This window comes from Bartonella kosoyi (assembly GCF_003606325.2).
In the GTDB taxonomy this organism is placed as follows: domain Bacteria; phylum Pseudomonadota; class Alphaproteobacteria; order Rhizobiales; family Rhizobiaceae; genus Bartonella; species Bartonella kosoyi.
In genome coordinates, this window is record NZ_CP031843.2 from 1905206 (window position 1) to 1923943 (window position 18738).

An 18738-nucleotide genomic window follows, 5' to 3' on the forward strand; every position below is an offset into this window, starting at 1 on the left:
TTCTCATTTCCCCCTACTCTAGTGAATCTATCAAAATCATTCTCTTGTACATCACAAGGAAGATTGGCGGATAAATAAAAACTGTACAAGAAATACCTATGAATTGTTCCAAATGTCAGAGATTGTCGCAGAACATTGAGAGCGAGCAACATGTATAACAGTACCGACTTGCTCTTTTATGAAACGTAAGAATGGTGATGCACAAGAGACGATACTCTTTACGAAGGTGTTTGTAAAATCTGTGTGTATGATACACACCAAAAAAAATACTTTCTAAAACAAACAGCTAAACATGCAATAGAAGTCCATTTTGTTTGAGGCATTCTATCTTGCATGAGCAGCATGCCTCCATTATACATAACAGCTGAACTTTACACGTTTTTAAAGAAAGTAGAATATAAGACAAAGAAACAACAAGGCTTAATCTGTGCAAATCATAAAGTGTTCTATAGAGTTATATTTCCATAAAACGCCTTACAATTTTTAAAACGATAAATGCTCTTTTTTACATAAAGCCAACCAGCAAAAAGCAGGCTCTCTTAAGAAACAAAAGCGCTCACACGCAATCGTAATCCTATTTTCAATTAAAACACATTGAATTTACGGAAAATATTTATCAACCAATGCATAAAGAATTGCCGCTGTTTAAACATCGAGAATCCCGTCATATTTTTCTTGACGAAAATGAAGTTGAAAAGCTCGGATCAAATTTTTATATCCTATTTCAGTAGATGCTGCTGAAATATCAGACCCATAACATTTCAGCTTTGCTAAAGCCTCCTCCTTGGACGGAAAACTCTTAGAAAATTGTTCTTGATAGCGATTTTTGGGCTCGTCATCATACCACACCCCTATCCCTGCCCTATAAAGCTCTTTCTACGGAAAAGCTGCTCCTGGATCACTTTTTCTTCCAATGGCAATATCACTATGCCTCACAACATCCGTTGGCATAATATCGGGATACCGTTGAAGAATATTCAATGCAAGCTCTTTAACGGCATCAATTTGTATTGGATCATAAGGAGGAAAGCTAAACTCCTCATTATGATAATCCACTAAATCAACGGTCTCTTCTGGAGCACCAAAATGACCTGTTGCTAAATTAACAATTTCAATCCCAATAGATGCATCATTGAAATAACTATGCCCAGCCCATGAACTCACACCCGCATGCCATGCACACTCATTTTCATCAACCAGATTAAAAATACGCATATCCTTAAATCCTGCCTCACGATATGTCCGCTCTGAAGGATCAAAAACAAGATAGTGTGCACTAACCTTTTCTCCCGTAAGTGCCATGACCGAAGCTTTAAAATCAAGAGACGTATAATGCATCACAAGAAAACGAACACGACGATTAAAACTCTTGACAGAACGATAACTGTTGTAATCAATCCGATACATAAAAGCCCTTTCTTTTTGGTTTTAAAAGACCACCGCGTATCACAACAGATAGGACACAAAACGTTGAAGAATATTCAATGAATTTGTCGTTTAGACACTAAGAATGACATCAAAAATTTATTCATCTACAGCATCAATATTCTTATTAACAATCAAAATCCATTTTTATTTCTCCTTAACACACGTATAAAATGTTTTTGACAATATCCACAAACACAGTGTATCAAATATTTTCCAAACAATGATCAATCGAAAAGAAAATAAAAGCGCAAAATGATCACTTTTTAAATCTTCACATTTTACAAAAAAGCTGTTCCCGTTATCAAATGGATAAATATATCGCCTTGAAGCAAACACGCAACTATTGTGTCATTTACACAAAAGCATAAAGGAAAAACTTTATGCGATTTTTACAGCGATTTATAACCAATGGACAGCATATATTCGTAACCAACGCTTCACGGACATATTTTTCAATACAATTTGCAATGTTTTCCTGTCCATGATGCTGCTTCTTGTCTTTTCACAACATCTTTTGGATCATTTAGAAAACTTAAGAAATACAAAATCTCTGGATTTCTTTCATATGCTCTTAAATAAAAGATAACATATTCATTTATAATGATCATTAATCTTTTTTGTGCATCTTGGAGGAAAGAGCCAAATACAGTCAAATTTCTTTTATCTTAAATCTTCTTATATTAAATGAGTCAAAGCCTTTCATTTGCACATCAAAAGCAGAAATTAATGGTTAAATAAAAGATACTGAAGATAAGAAGTAAAAATACTTCTCATAATAGACAAAAACAACATTGTATGATGCATATATCTTATGCTCTTAATCTCAAGAGTAAAATCCATTGCAACATTGGGTGCTAGAAAAGTGACACCACAAAAATCCACCAGCATAGAGACCTTCAGTATTTTCGCTGATAATATAAAAAAAAGACCGTTGAAAACCAATGATGGATCTTACGGGGATCTATCTGAAAATAAACCTAACTTTTGACACCAGAGAAGAACAGGAAAAAGATATGAGAACTGGCGCTCTCTTAAATGATGAGCAAGTTTTTTTCTGCTTCTCCTTGATCTGTTACAGCACCAAGCAAAAGAGCATCGCATTCCGTAACTTTTTCCAAGTTGCTTGAGGAAGATAATCCCCTTCCCTTTTCCAACATTCCCACCCCATATCACCATAAGTGAAATGAATAGCAATAGTCATGTGCTCTAAGATCTTCAACGCCCCCCTCACGGATTTCTGATCCTATCCCATTACTCAGATAGCAGAAGAATTTTCTTTTTCATAATTCCTCCATCCATTCGCTAATGATTGTATTCGTCATAACAGGATTATCATCCCACAAACGCGTACCCGCTCCAGAAATTATTTGATATTCATGATTGACACATTGGCTTTTTGTTTGATTATCAACCGTTGCAAGTTGTGATTTTTCCCCCACCAATGCTAAAAGCTTCCCCGTATACTTAACAATCTCATCTCTAGCATCCAATGCCAATAAAAGTTGAAATCCTCTTGTCATTCGTTCAATGGCAATACTTTTTTGATCTTGTGAAATTTCCAAAGCAATTCTTTTTTTCACAACGCCAGAAGGATGCATAAAACCATTGAGTGTTTCCAAAGCGCCTAACAAATCATTATTTTCTAAATGAATAAAAATATCTCCAAGGCGCCGTTGCAAAAGCTTATCTGGATAGCCAGGTGCATTGACAGCAAGTACCGCTTGAACATTAGAAAGCCGTGCTGCCAATATTTGTACCAACATGCCAGCCATAGAAAATCCCACAAGTACTGCAGGCTCTTTAAAATATTTTTCCAATTTTTCTCTTATAAAAGATAAAGTTTCTCCAGCAGAATGATTGAGAAAATGAGCACTCTTAGGAAAAAGTGAGAGTGTATCCAGTAGCGTCACTTGGACCCCTTTTGTCGTGCATAGCTTTGTCAATGGAGAACAAAAAGCACCCCCATCCCAAATTGGCATTACGGGAGAAAGAATAACAACAGGAAGTCTCAATTGATCAATTTCTCCTCTTGCTTCAAAAAAATGCATGACAGGAGAAAATCTTTCCCCTCCAATATCATAAAAATACAGATATGTTGAAACTCTACGCCCACAAAATCCCCCCATAACAGCCAATTTTTCAAATTCAAACAAAGGTTATGAGCAATTTTAAACCCTCTCAATCAAACCACTAAATAAAAAAACATTCAATAAGAGAGCCCCCATTCGTTGAAAATATCAGAACTATTTCTGTATAATACTCTCTATCATCTCACTCAACTCATTTCTGAAGTCATAAAATGACGTGCTTTGCAAATATAAATGATAAAACCAATCATGCAACACACTGCTAACAAAATTGCCATAGCCCGTGGACTATGACCAGAGATTTTTCCGATAACCGCTGCACTGAGTGCCGCACTTCCTAATTGCAAAGAGCCCATCACCCCAGAAGCTGCTCCCGCAGCTTTTGGATGCGATGAAATAGCCAACGCTGTCCCTAACGGCAATAAAAAACCATTGCCAAAAGTAAGAACAGCAATAGCCATAAAACTTGTCACAAGAGGCCATGGGCTTAGATACATTTGCAAAGCAAACAGCATGCCTCCTATCACAAAAATAATGTACCCTCTCCCCACCGTCTTTTCCATAGACTCGCGTTCAAAAAACCATCGCGCCAAAAAATTTCCCAAAATATAGGGCAATGAGACACCAATATAGCTATAACTAATATGTATAGGCGATAAACCTAAAGTCGTGAGTAAAAAAGGCGATTCCACAATATAAGCAAAATAGGCAGCGTAAGAGAAACACGGAATAAGTGCATAAAAAATAAATTGTTTATTTTTAAGAACGCCCCAATATCCCTTCATAAATCCTACTGGAGAAAAAGGCTGTCTCTTTTGGGGATGAAGAGTTTCGGTTAGCACAAAACAACACAGCAAAATAGTCAAGGATATAAAAAAGCTTAAAAAGATAAAAGTTGCCTGCCAATGAAAAACTTGGATCAAAAGTCCACCAATAAAAGGTGCAAGTGCTGGTGACATTCCAATAAAAGGGAAAACAATCAAATAAAGTTTTCCTGCTGCTTTTTTATCCAATAAATCATTGATAATCGCGCGGCTTAAGACAATCCCCGAACAAGCTCCAAGCCCTTGCAAAAAACGTAAGACAAGAAAAGCCTGAATATGAACCGTATAAATCACCCCAATTGTCGTGAATAACCACAAGAATAAGCCTAATAGAAGTGTTTTTTTACGCCCAAAATTATCACTCAGCGGTCCATAAATAAGCTGTCCAAGGGCCAATGCAAACAAAAAAACGGCCACCGCACTCTGAATTTGAGATTGCGTCACTTGATAATACTGACGCATATCTGCCAGTGCGGGCAAAAAAATATCGGTAGAGATCAATCCCCCTGTCGATAAACACACAATAAGTATAATAAATGGCAAAGTATATTTACGATTCATAAATAAAATCACACTTTTAAAGTTAGATATTAAATAGTATTTAATTAAAAATAACAAATATAATGATATTTTTTCTTATATAGATAAATAATCATGATTAAAAGTGTTATTATTTTACATGATAGAATTAAATTTTTATTATTTTTTAATCAATAAAACTTTATTCTCCATGCTTCACAGGAAAAAAACACCCCATGCATAAACTTTTCTTTAACATACACTTTGCTGTAATCTTCCGCTTCTTTTTTCATTCATGAGCAAAAGCACACTCTCTCTCCACAGCAATAATGCCACTTTCTATACACGATCCATCAAAATTGATCGATAAAACGCCCGGCAGAAAAACAATCTCTGACGCCTCTATTCCAAAACCACTATGGTATCAACACAACGTATAACACAAAAATAGCCCGAAAACCCTATCAACACAAATCATTATTGTAAAGCGTTGAGATCTATTAGACCCTAGAGCATAATGACTCTTCTGCAAAGCACTAAAAAAACCAACATACTTTGCTTATTGCATAACACTTTTTATTTAAGATAAAAAATCAAAAAAGCTGTATAACTTGTTGATAAATATGATATAGTTAGAAATTAATATATTTTTATTTAATTGACCCATAGGAGCTGTGAATGTGCAGAAGAGAAATAACACATATTCCATTACTGATACCTCTTACAGTTAAAGGACAAACATATACAGAGATCAGTTTACGGCGTGCAAAAATTAAAGACTTGAGAGCGATAAGCAAAAAGAAAGGGATCAAGCAAACAATAGAAATGATTTCCTGTCTTTCAGAATGGTCTTATGATATGATCAACAAGCTTGATAAGCGTGACTTTTCAAACATAAAAGATATTTTGGACTCCTCAGTAAAAGAAGCGCTCGACAAAATAATCAGCATCAGTAACAATATTAAAATGGCTTTGAAGAATCCATTCACAAACTATATTGAAAATTTTACCCGCACAATAAAGAGCATACAAATACACATAGAAAAAATAATGAATGTATGTCTTTTCTACAACACCATATTGGAAAAATGCAAAAACAGTGTTTATAAAGATATATTTGAAACGCAGAATATAAAAAACACAAAAGAGGAAATCTTTAGCGACTATACACCAATAATAGCCCATAACCCTTCTAATACGCTGCTTCAAATGAACATTATAAATTACGGGACCTTCGTACAAAATAGTCCATCAAAACATATGCATATTACATATCATCCAAAAACTGAAGACAAAATAAAAAAGCAAACTTTGGATATAATCTTAAAATTGTTAGACATTGCCTCAAAAATTTTGAATCTGCCTTCTTGGTGTTGGGAGTTTTTACTCAAAAAATTGAAATAATTTCTCAGATTGAAATAATTTTTCGAGCATTATTTCTAAGTAAAATAACAAGGAGGAAAGCGTAGAATCAAACGACTTTCCTCCCTTTTCACTTGCTCTCAGCTTTTTAAATTGAAACTTATTAATATTTTTTGATCATCAAAACATACTCTTCGTCACAAAAGCAGCGTATAAAGACGAAAATTATAGCGACTATGATTTCTTAGAAAAAAGCAAACAACAACTACGAAATTTTACTTTTTATCCTCAAATACAAAGGCTCCCATCAACGACCAAAAGAATCTTCACACAAGAACAGTCATACTTTTTATGAAAAAGTAAGAAGCGCACGAATTTCTATAATGCACAGGATGATCAATCAGTATACGCCTAAAATATCAATATCTTCTTTGATGCTGCTAATTATATATTGATCAAAAAATTGTTATAAAAACAATCTTTTGTCATGCAAAAACTCTTTTTAAGTTTTCAAACAGAGCCCTATAGAACAAGCATATAACATCATTTTCACTGCCAGCTCATGATGTAAAAAACGCTTAATCTTTTTGCTCCTTGGACACTCAACAAAATTCTCTATGAACACAGCTCTAAACAAAAACTTCAAAAGCAAATAAATTTTCTGATGATATACAATCTTTTGCTTCAGTTAATGCGGTTTTCCCTACCCTAAGAGTCCCCAAGAATAGAAAAAAACAGGCAGATAATTGAGTTCTTGCTGCTCTGCACACGCTCCACAGTCTACAACACAAGCAACAGCTTGAACAGCTTCTCCCCCCCCCCACACACAACAGGAGGTGTCATTAAAAGTTATCCTGTCTCATAAAAAATAAAATGATCACACGAACACATCTTTCCTCAAGCATAAGTTAGAACTTTTGAATTGTCTATATGCCAACGTTTTTCCTCACATAACACAAACGTTAAAGCATCTTTTCTATTCATTTTTAGTGGCTATCCATCTATTCTGGAACATAATTGACAATAAGGCATTGTATCTCCAGCATATTCAAGGAGATAAAACATGGAAACCCGCATTCCTGAAAACACACCTTTCGATACGAATTTTCTAGGGCAGACATCCCTAGAGACAGAATATCCTTTTTTTCAAACACCCATTTCATGGTCCGCTATTTTTGCCGGATTGGTAACGGCTCTTGCCACCTCAATCTGTTTATCTTTTCTGGTCACAGCATTAGGATTGAGCCAAATAGATTTCACCTCTTCAAGCCCTTTTGAAGGCTCTTTCCTCTCCTTTGGCACGGGCTCTCTTATCGTTATGCTAATAAGCCTTGCTTTGGGAGGTTTTGTTGCCGGACGTTTTGCCGAAACCGCTGGGGTTCTGCATGGTTTCTTAACCTGGGCTCTCATAACACTTCTTATGACTCTCCAAGCCATCCATGTAGTTTCAAGCACAGCAAAAATAGGGGCTCAAACTGCCCTAGAAAACAGCTCCATGATTGAAAAGACCATAGACAGTTTCAAAACAAACATTTCCCCCTTGTTTACAAAATTAAACAACGAGGACTTTGCAAAATTTTTTACAAAAAACAACAATAATGGCGTCAATTTTGACCAACTTGGCAATGAATTGCGCTCTCTTCTCCATAAAAGCGATATTCCTGCCCTCAATCCTGAGCGCTTAAAAACATCCTATCAGGCAGCGCTCAGTGATATTGGAGAAGCAATCACAGCTTTTAAAAAGGATCCTTCACATTACCGTACCACTCTGAAAAATCTAGAGGAACGCCTTTCTGATCGTGTAGAAGATTTGACAGAAAAATTTAATCGAAGCGATATCATCAATGCCCTCACAAAAGATGGCATGAGCCGTGCGGATGCACAAAGGGCAGCCAACCGTGCTCTTCAACTTTATCAAAGTGCAGAGGAAAAAACTGCAAAAGCGATAAAAGTGCTTGAAGAACGGGCTGAAACCCTCTCTGACAATCTTGAAGGAGCTATCAAAGGTGCCAAAAACACCGCCACAAAAGTCACAAACACAGCCTCCAAGATGGGATGGTGGGGCTTTTTAGGGAGTTTGATAGGCGCCATCATTTCCAGTGTTTGTGGTTATTATGGTTACAGAAGCCGTAAGGACACTTTCAAGTTTTAAAACTTCTACCTCTAAAATAAACTGAGAAAAAGCTGTACAGAATGTGCAGCTTTTTTTACGCTTACTTGAAAAGCTTTTGGCATAATATAGCAATGAGAAAAATTTCTTGCTCAAACTTAATCATCCAGAAAAAACTAGATAGAGCAAAAACCTATGATATATCATGAACGCACAAGAGAAAATCGTAACTTTAGCATCTTGGGGGGGCATTGTGACAAAGAAAAAATCCATAATTTTCGCCCCAATAGGACTTTTTCTTGTTTTGGGCTTAAGCAGCTTTGCCGATGAAACTGCTCAAATCACTTTTGCTTTACACTTAGCAGAAAGTACAGCCTCCATTTCAATGCTGCTTTTTGCAGGGCTTATAGGAGGAATTTGCGCAGGTCCCATTGCCCCACGTCTTTTGCATCACTTCCAGCCAGCGCACACAGTGACTGTTGTTTTATTGTTTGAAGCACTCTTCATAGCTGTTGCTGCAATCGCCAACCAGTTTTGGTTTTATATTGCTCTTTCTTTCGCACTGGGGTGTGCAGGTTCACTGTTTTGGTCTGCTATCCTTGTTGCCGTGCCCGACTTCGCAAAAAATGATCAGCAATTAGACCGTATCAACCGCATTATCCAAACAGTTCGTAATCTTGGCTATATTGCTGGACCACTGTTAGGAGGCATGTTGTATGGTTTATCAAACGGGCAAAAAGGGCTCTTTGCACTATCCATCATGGTTCTCTGTGCCGCCTTAATCACCACTTGCTGTTTTAAAAGTTTAAAAATGCATGTGCCAACAACAAGCACAACACAGCCAACCAAAAAGGAACTAGATTTAAAAGGGCTCTTGCGTAAAAAAAAGGTTGTCTCTGCTCTTGCCCCCCTCATCATTACCATCATCCTCACCTCCACCCTCAATGTATTGTCGATTGTCCGCATCCGCACCGAGCTATCCTTCAGTGCACAAACTTATGGAATAATCAGCAGCATGATCAGTCTTGGCCTTGTGGTTGGTCCACTCTGTTTCTCTAGCCTTTTCCACCGCCTTGGCAATGCCGCTGGAGCATCACTGGCTGCTGCAACCATTGGTTTGGCCATTTTCTGTTTTTCCTTAACACCGCTTATATCGCTCATGATGCTGTCATTTTTTATCCTTGGGAGTGCCAACGGTGTGCAAAATGCACTCATGGCAAGTTTTATGATGAAAGCCATCCCAAAAGAACAACGAAACAGTCAAATGCCCGCCTATATCTTCATCATACAAACAGCCGTGTGCATTGGTTTTATCAGTGCAGGTTTTGTAAAAGTGCATCACACCCAATACACACTCCTTATCATCGGCATCATTACCATGATCACCGGCATATTAGGCTGTATCGTCAACAGTGCTCTGCAAAAAAAGGAATGGGAGAATGCTTAACAAACTTTACCATCTTGTCTCTTAAAAAAACATGCCCCCAAATGGCATGACGATCACCATCCGATCAAATCATGCAACTTCATACCAACCAACGTGATTTTGATAAACCACTCTCATATGACGGAACGAATAACCCCAGCGAGCATCCATTGCCAAAACTTGATATTTTAAAGAAAAAACCGATAACATCATGCAACAAGATCCTATAGGCTTAAATTTTTACCATGGAACAGGCGGTTATGTATGGCAATTAGCAGAAACCCTGCAACATGACTTGAATGAAAACATCCACACCCTTGCCTTACAAAAACCCACACCACCCATAGCAATCAATTCTTTTGCCGTTTACCCACGCAAATTAGACTCCCTAGCACAGGTTCAATGGGAAAAAGATGTACAGATAATAAAAAATAAACCGGCACTCATTGGCAAACGTCAAATACAACCGATCACCGTTGTTTCCACAAAAAGCTCTGCCTTTGGTGGATTTGATTTTCTAACATTTACAGCGCTTCATGAGGGCTGTTCTGTCCAATCCTTGAAAGAAATCAAACTCAATGGTTGCCTTTTTGACGCAGACAATCTTTTGATATCACTGCTACGACACGGTCTCATTCAAACAGATCAACAAGCCTTTTCAAAAGATCATGCAACAGCGCTTTTACGAGAACCAACATGTCGTATTGTCAATTCTCCTCTCGGGTCCCTTGCCATTAATCAACTTAATGGACGCACAATCCGGCTGAATGAAAAAACCAAACCTCTCTTGCAAAAAGCCACAACAGAAATACATCTTCAACACCCCATAGAACAAACAACAATATTTTTTATCAAAGCGGGAATGCTACGCTTGGTAAAATGATAAGGATCAAAAGATGCCTCTGATAAGACCTGGTATGGGAACAGAAAACAGTATTGAGCTTATTTACACACTCATTCAAATGGCAAGACCACGCACAGTCCTTGAAATCGGTGCGGGGGATAGCACGCGCTTGATTGCGACAGCACTGCAAAAAGCAAAACAAGCATGGGAAGAGGATAAAAAACTTTTAGAATCCTCTCCTTGGGAAGAACGTACAGCTTTGCTTGACCCTTCAGGTGTTCTTGAGAATTATCAACCACGCTTGATCACCATTGATGATTTTTCAGCGGAAGGTCAGTCGGCCGAAGAAGCATGGCAAAAACTGCTCCAAGACGAGCGTATTGAAAAAGACACTGTAACATTTATGAATGAGAATTTTTTCTCTCTCGATGATGCAACTCTCAAATCTTGGGGACCAATAGATTTTGCTTGGATTGATGCTGGAACACCCGCAGATGATGTGCGATTTGTTACCACACTTTGGAAACATATCAGTGCTGGTGGTTATCTCTGTTTGCATGAACCAACCATGACAACAACCGTTGCTCTTAATGGCGCTCAACGGGTTAGACGCATCAGAACCCCTTTGTGGGAAGAAATTCTCTACCGCCTTGATGGCTCCTATGAAGCTTTAACCCTCCCCGAAAACCACAAATATCGCCAAAGTGGTCTGGGTATTATTCGCAAACGCACCCCTACTGAGCAAATTGTACGCACACAATCACTCCAAGCAGAACTCATCGAGATCAATGAACTGCCCCTTCGCAACGATCTTTTGCCTATGGGACAAGAAACTCTACACAAACGCTATACCCGTAATTCACTGATTTCTGCCATGACTTCACCAACACTGCGCACTGTTTACGCTGCTATTATCCTTGGTGCAAAAAATCTTTCTGATATCCTAAAAACTGTCGATTGTGATGCCAAAACTATTCACAAATCGATCAATCGTCTTTTGAATCTTGGTCTTATTCAAAATACAACTGCAGGATTTCAAACGGAAGAGACACCGTGGAAAATGCTCGAAAGTAAAAATGAGCGGGAGAGAGAAAATTTAAGCGACCGCTATTTAGAAACAGAAGAAATGCTGACAAAAATTGCAGAAGCCTTTCAAAGGGAAAAAATCTATAGTGAAACGGAAGTTTCCAAGATATGCAACCTCTTTACGGTCGATTTTGCTAGATTACGACGCACCCTCGTTGAGAGAGGATTTTTACAACGCCATGGGGGAAAATATCAGCGCATGCTCTCAAAAGAGAATTGAACGATGTTTAATTAACGCAATCGTCTTTCTTCTATAGTCCAAGAAAATGCATAACCTTACACGCAAAAATATAATTTCATGAAAAACTTATAAAATTATTTATATATTTATTATGTTGACAATCTATGAAAGTTAGTACACCCTCTTCATAAAAGATGCAATGGGGAGAAACAAAAACGCGGGGTGTCAATTGATGATCAAAGAGAATTAGGAACAATCAAAATCATCAGAAGCAGATATGGGATCAAGGTCTCAATGCTCTTCCCGATTATAGCGCACACATCAAGGTACATTATATCGGTATATCACGTCAAGCAACCGCTACTCAATCATGGAGAATTCATGAGTAATATCCTTGCCTATCCTATTACCCCAAACCTACAGTTGGTATACGTATCAAACGTAGAGTATTCTACCGCTTTTTACAAATTTATCTTCAAGAAAGAGCCTATATTCACCTCACCACGCTATGTTGCATTTGCTGCTGCAGGTGATGCACTCTTTGCTCTCTGGTCTGGAGGCAATACGCCTGAAGAAAATGTGCCTCGTTTTTCAGAAATCGGCATTATGTTGCCTCATGGAGAGGACGTAGATAAGCTATATGCGGAATGGCAAGAGCAAACCACCGTTGAGATAAATGTCTTGAAAGAACCATATACTGACGTATTTGGACGTACCTTCCTCATCAAAGATCCCGATGGTCATATTATTCGTGTTTGTCCACTGGATTAAAAAGCCTTAAATTTGATTTTTAATCGACTGAATGATAATAATTGTCTGTTGCCAAAAACCTATAAGCCATGGACGCTAGAGGCTTACTTTTTACCCGTTTGCTACTGTTCCATTCCTTTCAGCCCCACAACCTACCTGTTGCCACAGGCGGTCTAACGGGCTTGGGAATCCGTCAGCGTTATTACATGATCCGTGAATCATGACCTGAAAAAGCTTGCGCTATAGGAGCCAAGACGAGAAGCCGGCACGATGATGTCGTAGTTGAACCATCTAGCTATATTAAACATTCCCACTGCCCCCGTTCACGACTTTCAGTACACGTTACAATCCCCGCGCTCGTAATCCTACCCTGCGCCTTCTCGATGTTGCAATGCTTGGTTCTCAATGCAATCTTCTCCAATTTTCAACTCTAAATGAATGAAGCCAAATGAAGTACGCGCCTAGCATCACTCGTACCGCCCTTTGATTAAGGAAAGCTGGGATGAAGGAAAGCTGGAAATCAGACCACTGTGTTTGTGAAAAACTTCACGCGTACGAGAGAAAAAACTATGCGACCGGACTTTCAAAAGAAAAAAATCTATAGTGAAACGGAAATTTCCAAGATATGCAAACTCTTTACGGTCGATTTTGCCAGATTACGACGTCCCCTCGTTGAGAGAGGATTTTTACAACGCCATGGGGAAAATATCAGCGCATGCTCTCAAAAAAAATTGAACGATGGTTAATTAACGCAATCGTTCTTCTTCTAAACTTCAAGAAAACGCATAGCCTTACACGCAAAAATATAATTTCATTAAAAGGTTATAAAATCATTCATCTCATTTATATGTTGACAATCTATGGAGATGAGAGCACCCTCTGCTGTAAGAAATGCAATGGGGAGAAACAAAAACGCGGGATGTCAAGTGATGATCAAAGAAAATTAGGAACAATCAAAATCATCAGAAGCAGATATGAGATCAAGGTCTCAATGTTTTTCCCGATTGGTGCGCGAACATCAGCATGCAATATTTTTGTTCAATCAGGGGAAATTTTTGATTGTATCTCATCTTCCTATCTGGGATTACAACATCCTCCAGCGTTAAGGGGTGCCATAAAGTCTTCCGTAGAGAGATTTGGTGTGCAATATGCAACCGCGCGAATGTACGCGAAATATATAATTATTTGATGAGCTTGCGTTAAAAAATTAAACACCATTTTTCTCGATTCCTCTTCTGTCATATTTTATTCCTATCAGAAAAGCTGTTTTTATGAAATTCTACAAACCTCAAGAAAACAACAACACTGGGAAATGCTGCACACGGCAGCAAAAAGATGATTCTAACAAAAGAAACTTTTATAAGCACCTATGGCAAGGAAAAATCTATCCTAAAATGATCACTCTTTCTAAAAACATCGTATAAAAAACCAAAAACAATATTCTTGCAGTGGACTGGCGAATAAATCAGGAAGGATACGATTTCAACGAAATGTGTACAGCAAAAACAGGGCTCATAAAGCTCCCTCAAAAGATACAACAAAATGTATTTGATCATTTAACAACACTTCTATGGAAATTCCATGGGCAAAAATAAAATAACTTTTTTCATCTATAGCGCCGTTTTTCTTTCTGAATTTTCCTTTTTCTTTGTACTCCCTCTCCTTGGAAACTCTTCTCTCATCACTGCTGCAAATGTTGCGTTTTATCTCGCTGGATCAGTAATCCTTGAAAGCATTCTCATGGTAACCACAACGGGTTTATTAGAGAAACTTTCGCGTAAACTTTTAATGGCTACCGCCTTTATTTTAAGGAGTATAGCTTTTCTATGTGTTATCCTATCGCTCACATCTACTGCATGGCTGTCCTTTTTTACCTTAACGGCTTTTTCGAAAGCAATTTCAAAGCCATTTTTGAGAGAAATTTTATCAGAACATCTCAATGGAAGTACGCTTAAACGTGCATTAACGCTCTATTCTTTTTTTCAAAACGCTGCTGTCGTTATCGCCCCTCTCGTTGCAACGAGTGCGATAAAATACAATGTATCAGTTTTTTTGATGGCTTTTTTTGCCATCATTAGTTTTTATCTTTGCATTCTATCCATTCAAATTGTTTATCACTACCCCCATAAAAAATTTTCCCCTACAAAGAATAAAAAAACAAATACCTCTTTTCTTTCTTCTTTAAAAGAAATCATGCGTCATCATGCTATTGTTTATTTACTGGTCACAGCTTTTCTTTGCACGTTTATCATGGGAGTTTTTATCACCACCACAACACTTCTCAGTAAATTTGACAGCAATCTGGCTCCTTATAGTGGAATTTTCTTTTCAATTGTTGGCATCAGTATTTGTATCTGGCAAGGAATAATCAATAAACATCTTCGCCTTTCCGAACAATCAACTTTTTACCTATTAGCACTTATGGGAAGTTTCTCCTCATTTTTCCTCATGGGTGGCGTCTTTACCGCTGTGACTGCGTTAATTGCTTACAGTGTCTATGAATCTGTCATGATTCCAGAGATATACTATCAAGCAGGGAAAACAACTGCATCCCTCTCAGCTAGTGTTTTTTTTTAGTTATATCCTTGTTGTTTCAAATATTGGCCAAGCGATAGGCTCATGGACAAGTGGATGGATCATCAGCTATTTTAACCAGCATATCGCTTTCATCTTTTGCGTAATTATTGTTACATCTTCCTTTGTTTCTTGTCTCTGTCTCATGCAAACGAAAAAATAAGGCGCTACAATGTCGTATATCATTTTTGCAACCGGTGGCACAACAAGAGTGCCCACAACACTTCGCCATAAATGGCTTAATTATGCGTTTGTAACACACTCTGCTGCAAAAAACGCGAAACTGTTTTTCAGGATTTCTCTGTAAGCCCTCAAGCCAATTGCCTCACAGCCGGAGGATTATGGGGTGGATTTTTATTTGCCCATGAAATTTTTCGCCTTCTTAAAGTACCATATTATCCATTTGCCTCTATGGTTGATCTTGAAACTTTAAGTTCAGCTATAGAAGAATTGTCTCACGATACCATAATATGCTTGCCAAGTTTTGCAGATAAACTTATTATAGCCCCTCGGAGGCAAAAATTAAAATCTCTAAAAAACCTATTCTATCTTGGAGAAGCCTTTCAAGCTGAATCTCTTTTGAAAATAAAAGATATAATCCCTGACTTAAGGGTAAAACCTCTAAAGCTTTACCACTCAAGAAACTGGTCCAATAGGATTCCAGTATTCTAAGCTTGGTGGTGACGTTTATCATCTTGTACGACACATTCAAGTAAAATCAAATCCTGAAAATAATGAATTAATCATATCCGTTTTTTATCCTGAAGATGCACCATTACTTGAACACGCTACAGGTGACGTTGTTCATATTGTCTATCATCAATCATGTAACTGTGGTTACCGTGGGCATAACTTACACCTCAAAGGAAGAACACCATCTTTTTATAATATCATTGGGAACTTCAATTTCTGTACACGATTTCACAAAGACCTTGAATCTTCTAGGCAGCGATATTTCGGCTATGGATATTCAGCTCATTATAGTCAATCAATGCGAAAATGGTGTTGGCGTTTTATTGTTTATTGATTCACGTTATAATTTTGAAAGAAACGCCCTTTTATCATCACTCTCATCCTCTTATCTGATAAAAGATATAATCAATAAATCTCAATTTTTCCATGTTTGCTTTATGAGTAAAGCTCAATTTATTCAATCTTCAAGCTCTGCAAAAATAAAATCCCCTAAATAAAATCTCTTTGTCCAAACATCTGAATACCCTATAGTCCCTAATGATGATTGAGTGGAAATTAAATAAGTTAAGATTATAGCTTCACAGATAAATCCTTATAGTTCATTGTTCTTTCCTTCATAGTTTTTTCTTCTTAGCACGCGTACAACGTGCATTGCCATGGTCGCATTTCGAATAGGAATAAAAAAATAAACAGTATTTGAAACTTTTTTTTACAAAATAATTCTCATTAAGATAAAATAAAGAATGGATTTTATCCTTGTTGAAGCATTAACATTTGGCTAGGTTTATCAAAGAAGAAGATTTCGATACTCAATGACATCTCCTTACCCAAAATAAAGAGATGTATTTTCATGAACTGAGGTATATAAAAAGCAAATATCTTACTGCTATTGAATGCGATACATTTAATCATGCGGAAATTATAAATCTATTGCCAAAATTTAAAAAACTTTGCTGGAATTATCAACCTTACAGATACTTGAGCACCCAGTGTCAACAAAGTCTCTGCTCTTTTAAATGTAAAACCCCAAATGCTTATGCAAATAATATCTGTAGAGACAAAACACAGCTAAGAAAAATCCTTTCTGAAAAAGATCTCACAAAAGGACAAGTAACTGTTATTAAACGTGACGCTTTCCAAGCAGAACATGACCTCTCCTACCCTGTTCTTCTTAAAGAGCCATATGGAATTGGATCAAAAACGTATGGTTTGCAGTTGTTAAAAGAAATCCAAAGCGAGCCAAGAGGACAAATTGGTAAAGCACTTTGCTAAGCTTTTAAAATATCTCCCTTTTAAAATATCTCCCAAGGATTTTTAGAATGTGCATCTCCAAAAAGGGAAAAGCCATCTGTACGCTTTAGCAAAGAATAGACACTCAAAAAATACAGAGGTCAAAATTTCTCACTGCCAAAACAACAGGAACATTTAAGCATATACCCTTAGAAATATACAGTGCACGCCTCCCCTCACACCTCACATCTTACAGGAACAAAATTCTCAGCTTCATGGGAGCAACCTCTATATCAGGGTTTTATTTACCACTGGTATAGTTGCAAAAACAGCGTTATTAAAAACACCCTCTAAAGCAAATAAAATAAATATTGTGGTGGAAAAATTAAATGTTACGTAAAATTATCAACTTCAAGGCAAGCGTACACCTTGTTCTCATCACCACCCTTTTGAGCAATGTTGGAGTCTTTATGGTTGTTCCTTTTTTGGCGATCTACTTAAGCAAATTGCATTCCCTCAGTGCAATAGAAGTAGGGAGCATCATGGGAACAGCTTTTTGGTGCCAAAGAGCAGGCTCCCTTTTCGGAGGAATACTCTCCGATTATGTCCATATCAAAAAAACTATGCTTTTGGGTCTAGCGATGCGGATACCAGGCTATCTTACCATTGGTTTTACGCATAATTTTTATATCCTGCTTCTCTCCTGCATCTTTATTGGACTAGGAAGCAGTATGTATTTTCCCGCAGCAAAATCTTTTTTAGTAAAAAACGTCTCTCAAGCTGACAAAGTTGATATTCTCGCCATCAGATCCATTTTTGCCAACACAGGGACTGCCATTGGCCCATTACTTGGAATGCTTATTTTAAAAGTTCATCCTCAACTCTTATTTAGCCTTGTTGGCTGCATCTTTATTTTATTATTGCTTCTCAACTGCACATTAAAAGAAAGTCGGGGTACCAACACAGGCAGTAAAATAAATTTTTCTGACTTTCGCAATCTGCTTACCAACAAGACGATGCTTTGTGTAGTACTTTTTACGTTTTTATTTCTCTTTCTTTATATACAACTCGAAGTCACGATCCCCCTGTTTGGTGACGAAACTTTTGGAAAAAGCACCCCCTCATATATTTTTCTCCTTAATGCTCTTATTGTTATCTTTTTCCAAATACCTGTCTCAAGATGGTCTTGTCGGGAAAATTCCAAAATGCCTATAGTCTTATCCTTTATTTTTTTTGCACTCTCATTCTTTATTCTCCACGCTCTTAATCCTTCTTACTTTAGTCTCTTTTTAGCAATCATCCTTTTTACCTTTTCTGAAATCATTATGCGCATACGCCTCGATTATGATGCAACAAACATAGATAAACGCCTCATTGCTAGCGCATTTGGCATCATGAGTTTGTCGAGTGCTTTTGGAGGAATGGCAGGCAGTTACTTCGGCTCTCTCTTATACAACAAAGCCGTTTTTGGTTTATCGGTTTGGCAACTCTTAAGCATTGCATCCATCAGTGCTGCTTTTCTCTCTCTCCTGCTTTTTATGAAAAAAGCAAAAAAGTAAATTCATGCTATCTCACGTCTATTTATTTCATCATGCAACAAAAGCATTCCGCCTTACCACTATAA

At 37.5% G+C, this 18738-nt stretch carries 15 protein-coding genes and 1 pseudogene; 11 read left to right on the top strand and 5 right to left on the bottom strand.

Annotation, left to right across the window (positions count from 1 at the left end):
• Positions 1-645: 645 nt before the first annotated feature.
• From D1093_RS08330 to D1093_RS08340, 4 genes and pseudogenes are all read right to left on the bottom strand, one after another.
• A pseudogene (locus D1093_RS08330) lies at positions 646-1407 on the bottom strand (N-acetylmuramoyl-L-alanine amidase).
• A 1052-nt stretch (positions 1408-2459) separates the two neighbouring features.
• Entirely contained in the window at positions 2460-2585 is a 126-nt protein-coding gene (locus tag D1093_RS10490; RefSeq protein WP_280178759.1) for a hypothetical protein, read from the bottom strand.
• 123 nt (positions 2586-2708) lie between these two features.
• Positions 2709-3440: an alpha/beta hydrolase family protein gene (locus D1093_RS08335; RefSeq protein ID WP_120102395.1), complete on the bottom strand. Its 732-nt coding sequence runs from the start codon at positions 3438-3440 to the stop codon at positions 2709-2711.
• 263 nt (positions 3441-3703) lie between these two features.
• Entirely contained in the window at positions 3704-4900 is a 1197-nt protein-coding gene (locus D1093_RS08340; RefSeq protein ID WP_120101939.1) for a multidrug effflux MFS transporter, read from the bottom strand.
• A gap of 636 nt (positions 4901-5536) precedes the next feature.
• Between D1093_RS08340 and D1093_RS08350 the strand changes: the two genes are divergently transcribed.
• The 3 genes from D1093_RS08350 (at position 5537) to D1093_RS08360 (ending at position 9777) form a co-directional block, all read left to right on the top strand.
• Positions 5537-6262: a phage tail assembly protein gene (locus D1093_RS08350; RefSeq protein ID WP_120101941.1), complete on the top strand. Its 726-nt coding sequence runs from the start codon at positions 5537-5539 to the stop codon at positions 6260-6262.
• 1021 nt (positions 6263-7283) lie between these two features.
• The gene (locus D1093_RS08355) at positions 7284-8372 is read left to right on the top strand and encodes a DUF3792 domain-containing protein (protein ID WP_120101943.1); all 1089 of its coding nucleotides are present in this window, start codon (positions 7284-7286) and stop codon (positions 8370-8372) included.
• A 211-nt stretch (positions 8373-8583) separates the two neighbouring features.
• Positions 8584-9777, top strand: a complete 1194-nt coding sequence (locus D1093_RS08360; RefSeq protein WP_120102397.1) for an MFS transporter — start codon at positions 8584-8586, stop codon at positions 9775-9777.
• A 69-nt stretch (positions 9778-9846) separates the two neighbouring features.
• On the opposite strand, the gene D1093_RS10495 is transcribed toward D1093_RS08360, so the two are convergent.
• Positions 9847-9969, bottom strand: coding sequence for a hypothetical protein (locus D1093_RS10495; protein ID WP_280178760.1), 123 nt, complete (start codon positions 9967-9969; stop codon positions 9847-9849).
• Between D1093_RS10495 and D1093_RS08365 the strand changes: the two genes are divergently transcribed.
• From D1093_RS08365 to D1093_RS08400, 8 genes are all read left to right on the top strand, one after another.
• A complete protein-coding gene (locus D1093_RS08365) occupies positions 9968-10639 on the top strand; it encodes a hypothetical protein (RefSeq protein ID WP_120101945.1) in 672 nt (223 codons plus the stop codon). The two genes, D1093_RS10495 and D1093_RS08365, sit on opposite strands and share 2 nt — an antisense overlap.
• Before the next feature lie 13 nt (positions 10640-10652).
• Complete coding sequence (locus D1093_RS08370; RefSeq protein WP_120101947.1) at positions 10653-11906, top strand: DUF2087 domain-containing protein; 1254 nt, start codon at positions 10653-10655, stop codon at positions 11904-11906.
• 342 nt (positions 11907-12248) lie between these two features.
• Positions 12249-12638 (top strand): VOC family protein, encoded by a 390-nt coding sequence (locus D1093_RS08375; protein ID WP_120101949.1) that lies wholly within the window; start codon positions 12249-12251, stop codon positions 12636-12638.
• A 548-nt stretch (positions 12639-13186) separates the two neighbouring features.
• Positions 13187-13363 carry a DUF2087 domain-containing protein gene (locus D1093_RS10600; RefSeq protein ID WP_150222303.1) on the top strand — a complete coding sequence of 59 codons (177 nt, stop codon included), beginning with the start codon at positions 13187-13189 and terminating at the stop codon, positions 13361-13363.
• Between the two features lie 835 nt (positions 13364-14198).
• A complete protein-coding gene (locus tag D1093_RS08385) occupies positions 14199-15194 on the top strand; it encodes an MFS transporter (protein ID WP_244613985.1) in 996 nt (331 codons plus the stop codon).
• Positions 15195-16000: 806 nt separating this feature from the next.
• A complete protein-coding gene (locus D1093_RS08390) occupies positions 16001-16381 on the top strand; it encodes a hypothetical protein (RefSeq protein WP_150222305.1) in 381 nt (126 codons plus the stop codon).
• Positions 16382-16724: 343 nt separating this feature from the next.
• On the top strand, positions 16725-17156 hold the full coding sequence (locus D1093_RS08395; RefSeq protein WP_120101960.1) for a hypothetical protein: 432 nt from the start codon (positions 16725-16727) through the stop codon (positions 17154-17156).
• A gap of 347 nt (positions 17157-17503) precedes the next feature.
• Positions 17504-18673, top strand: coding sequence for an MFS transporter (locus D1093_RS08400; RefSeq protein WP_120101962.1), 1170 nt, complete (start codon positions 17504-17506; stop codon positions 18671-18673).
• The last annotated feature ends 65 nt before the right edge of the window (positions 18674-18738 follow it).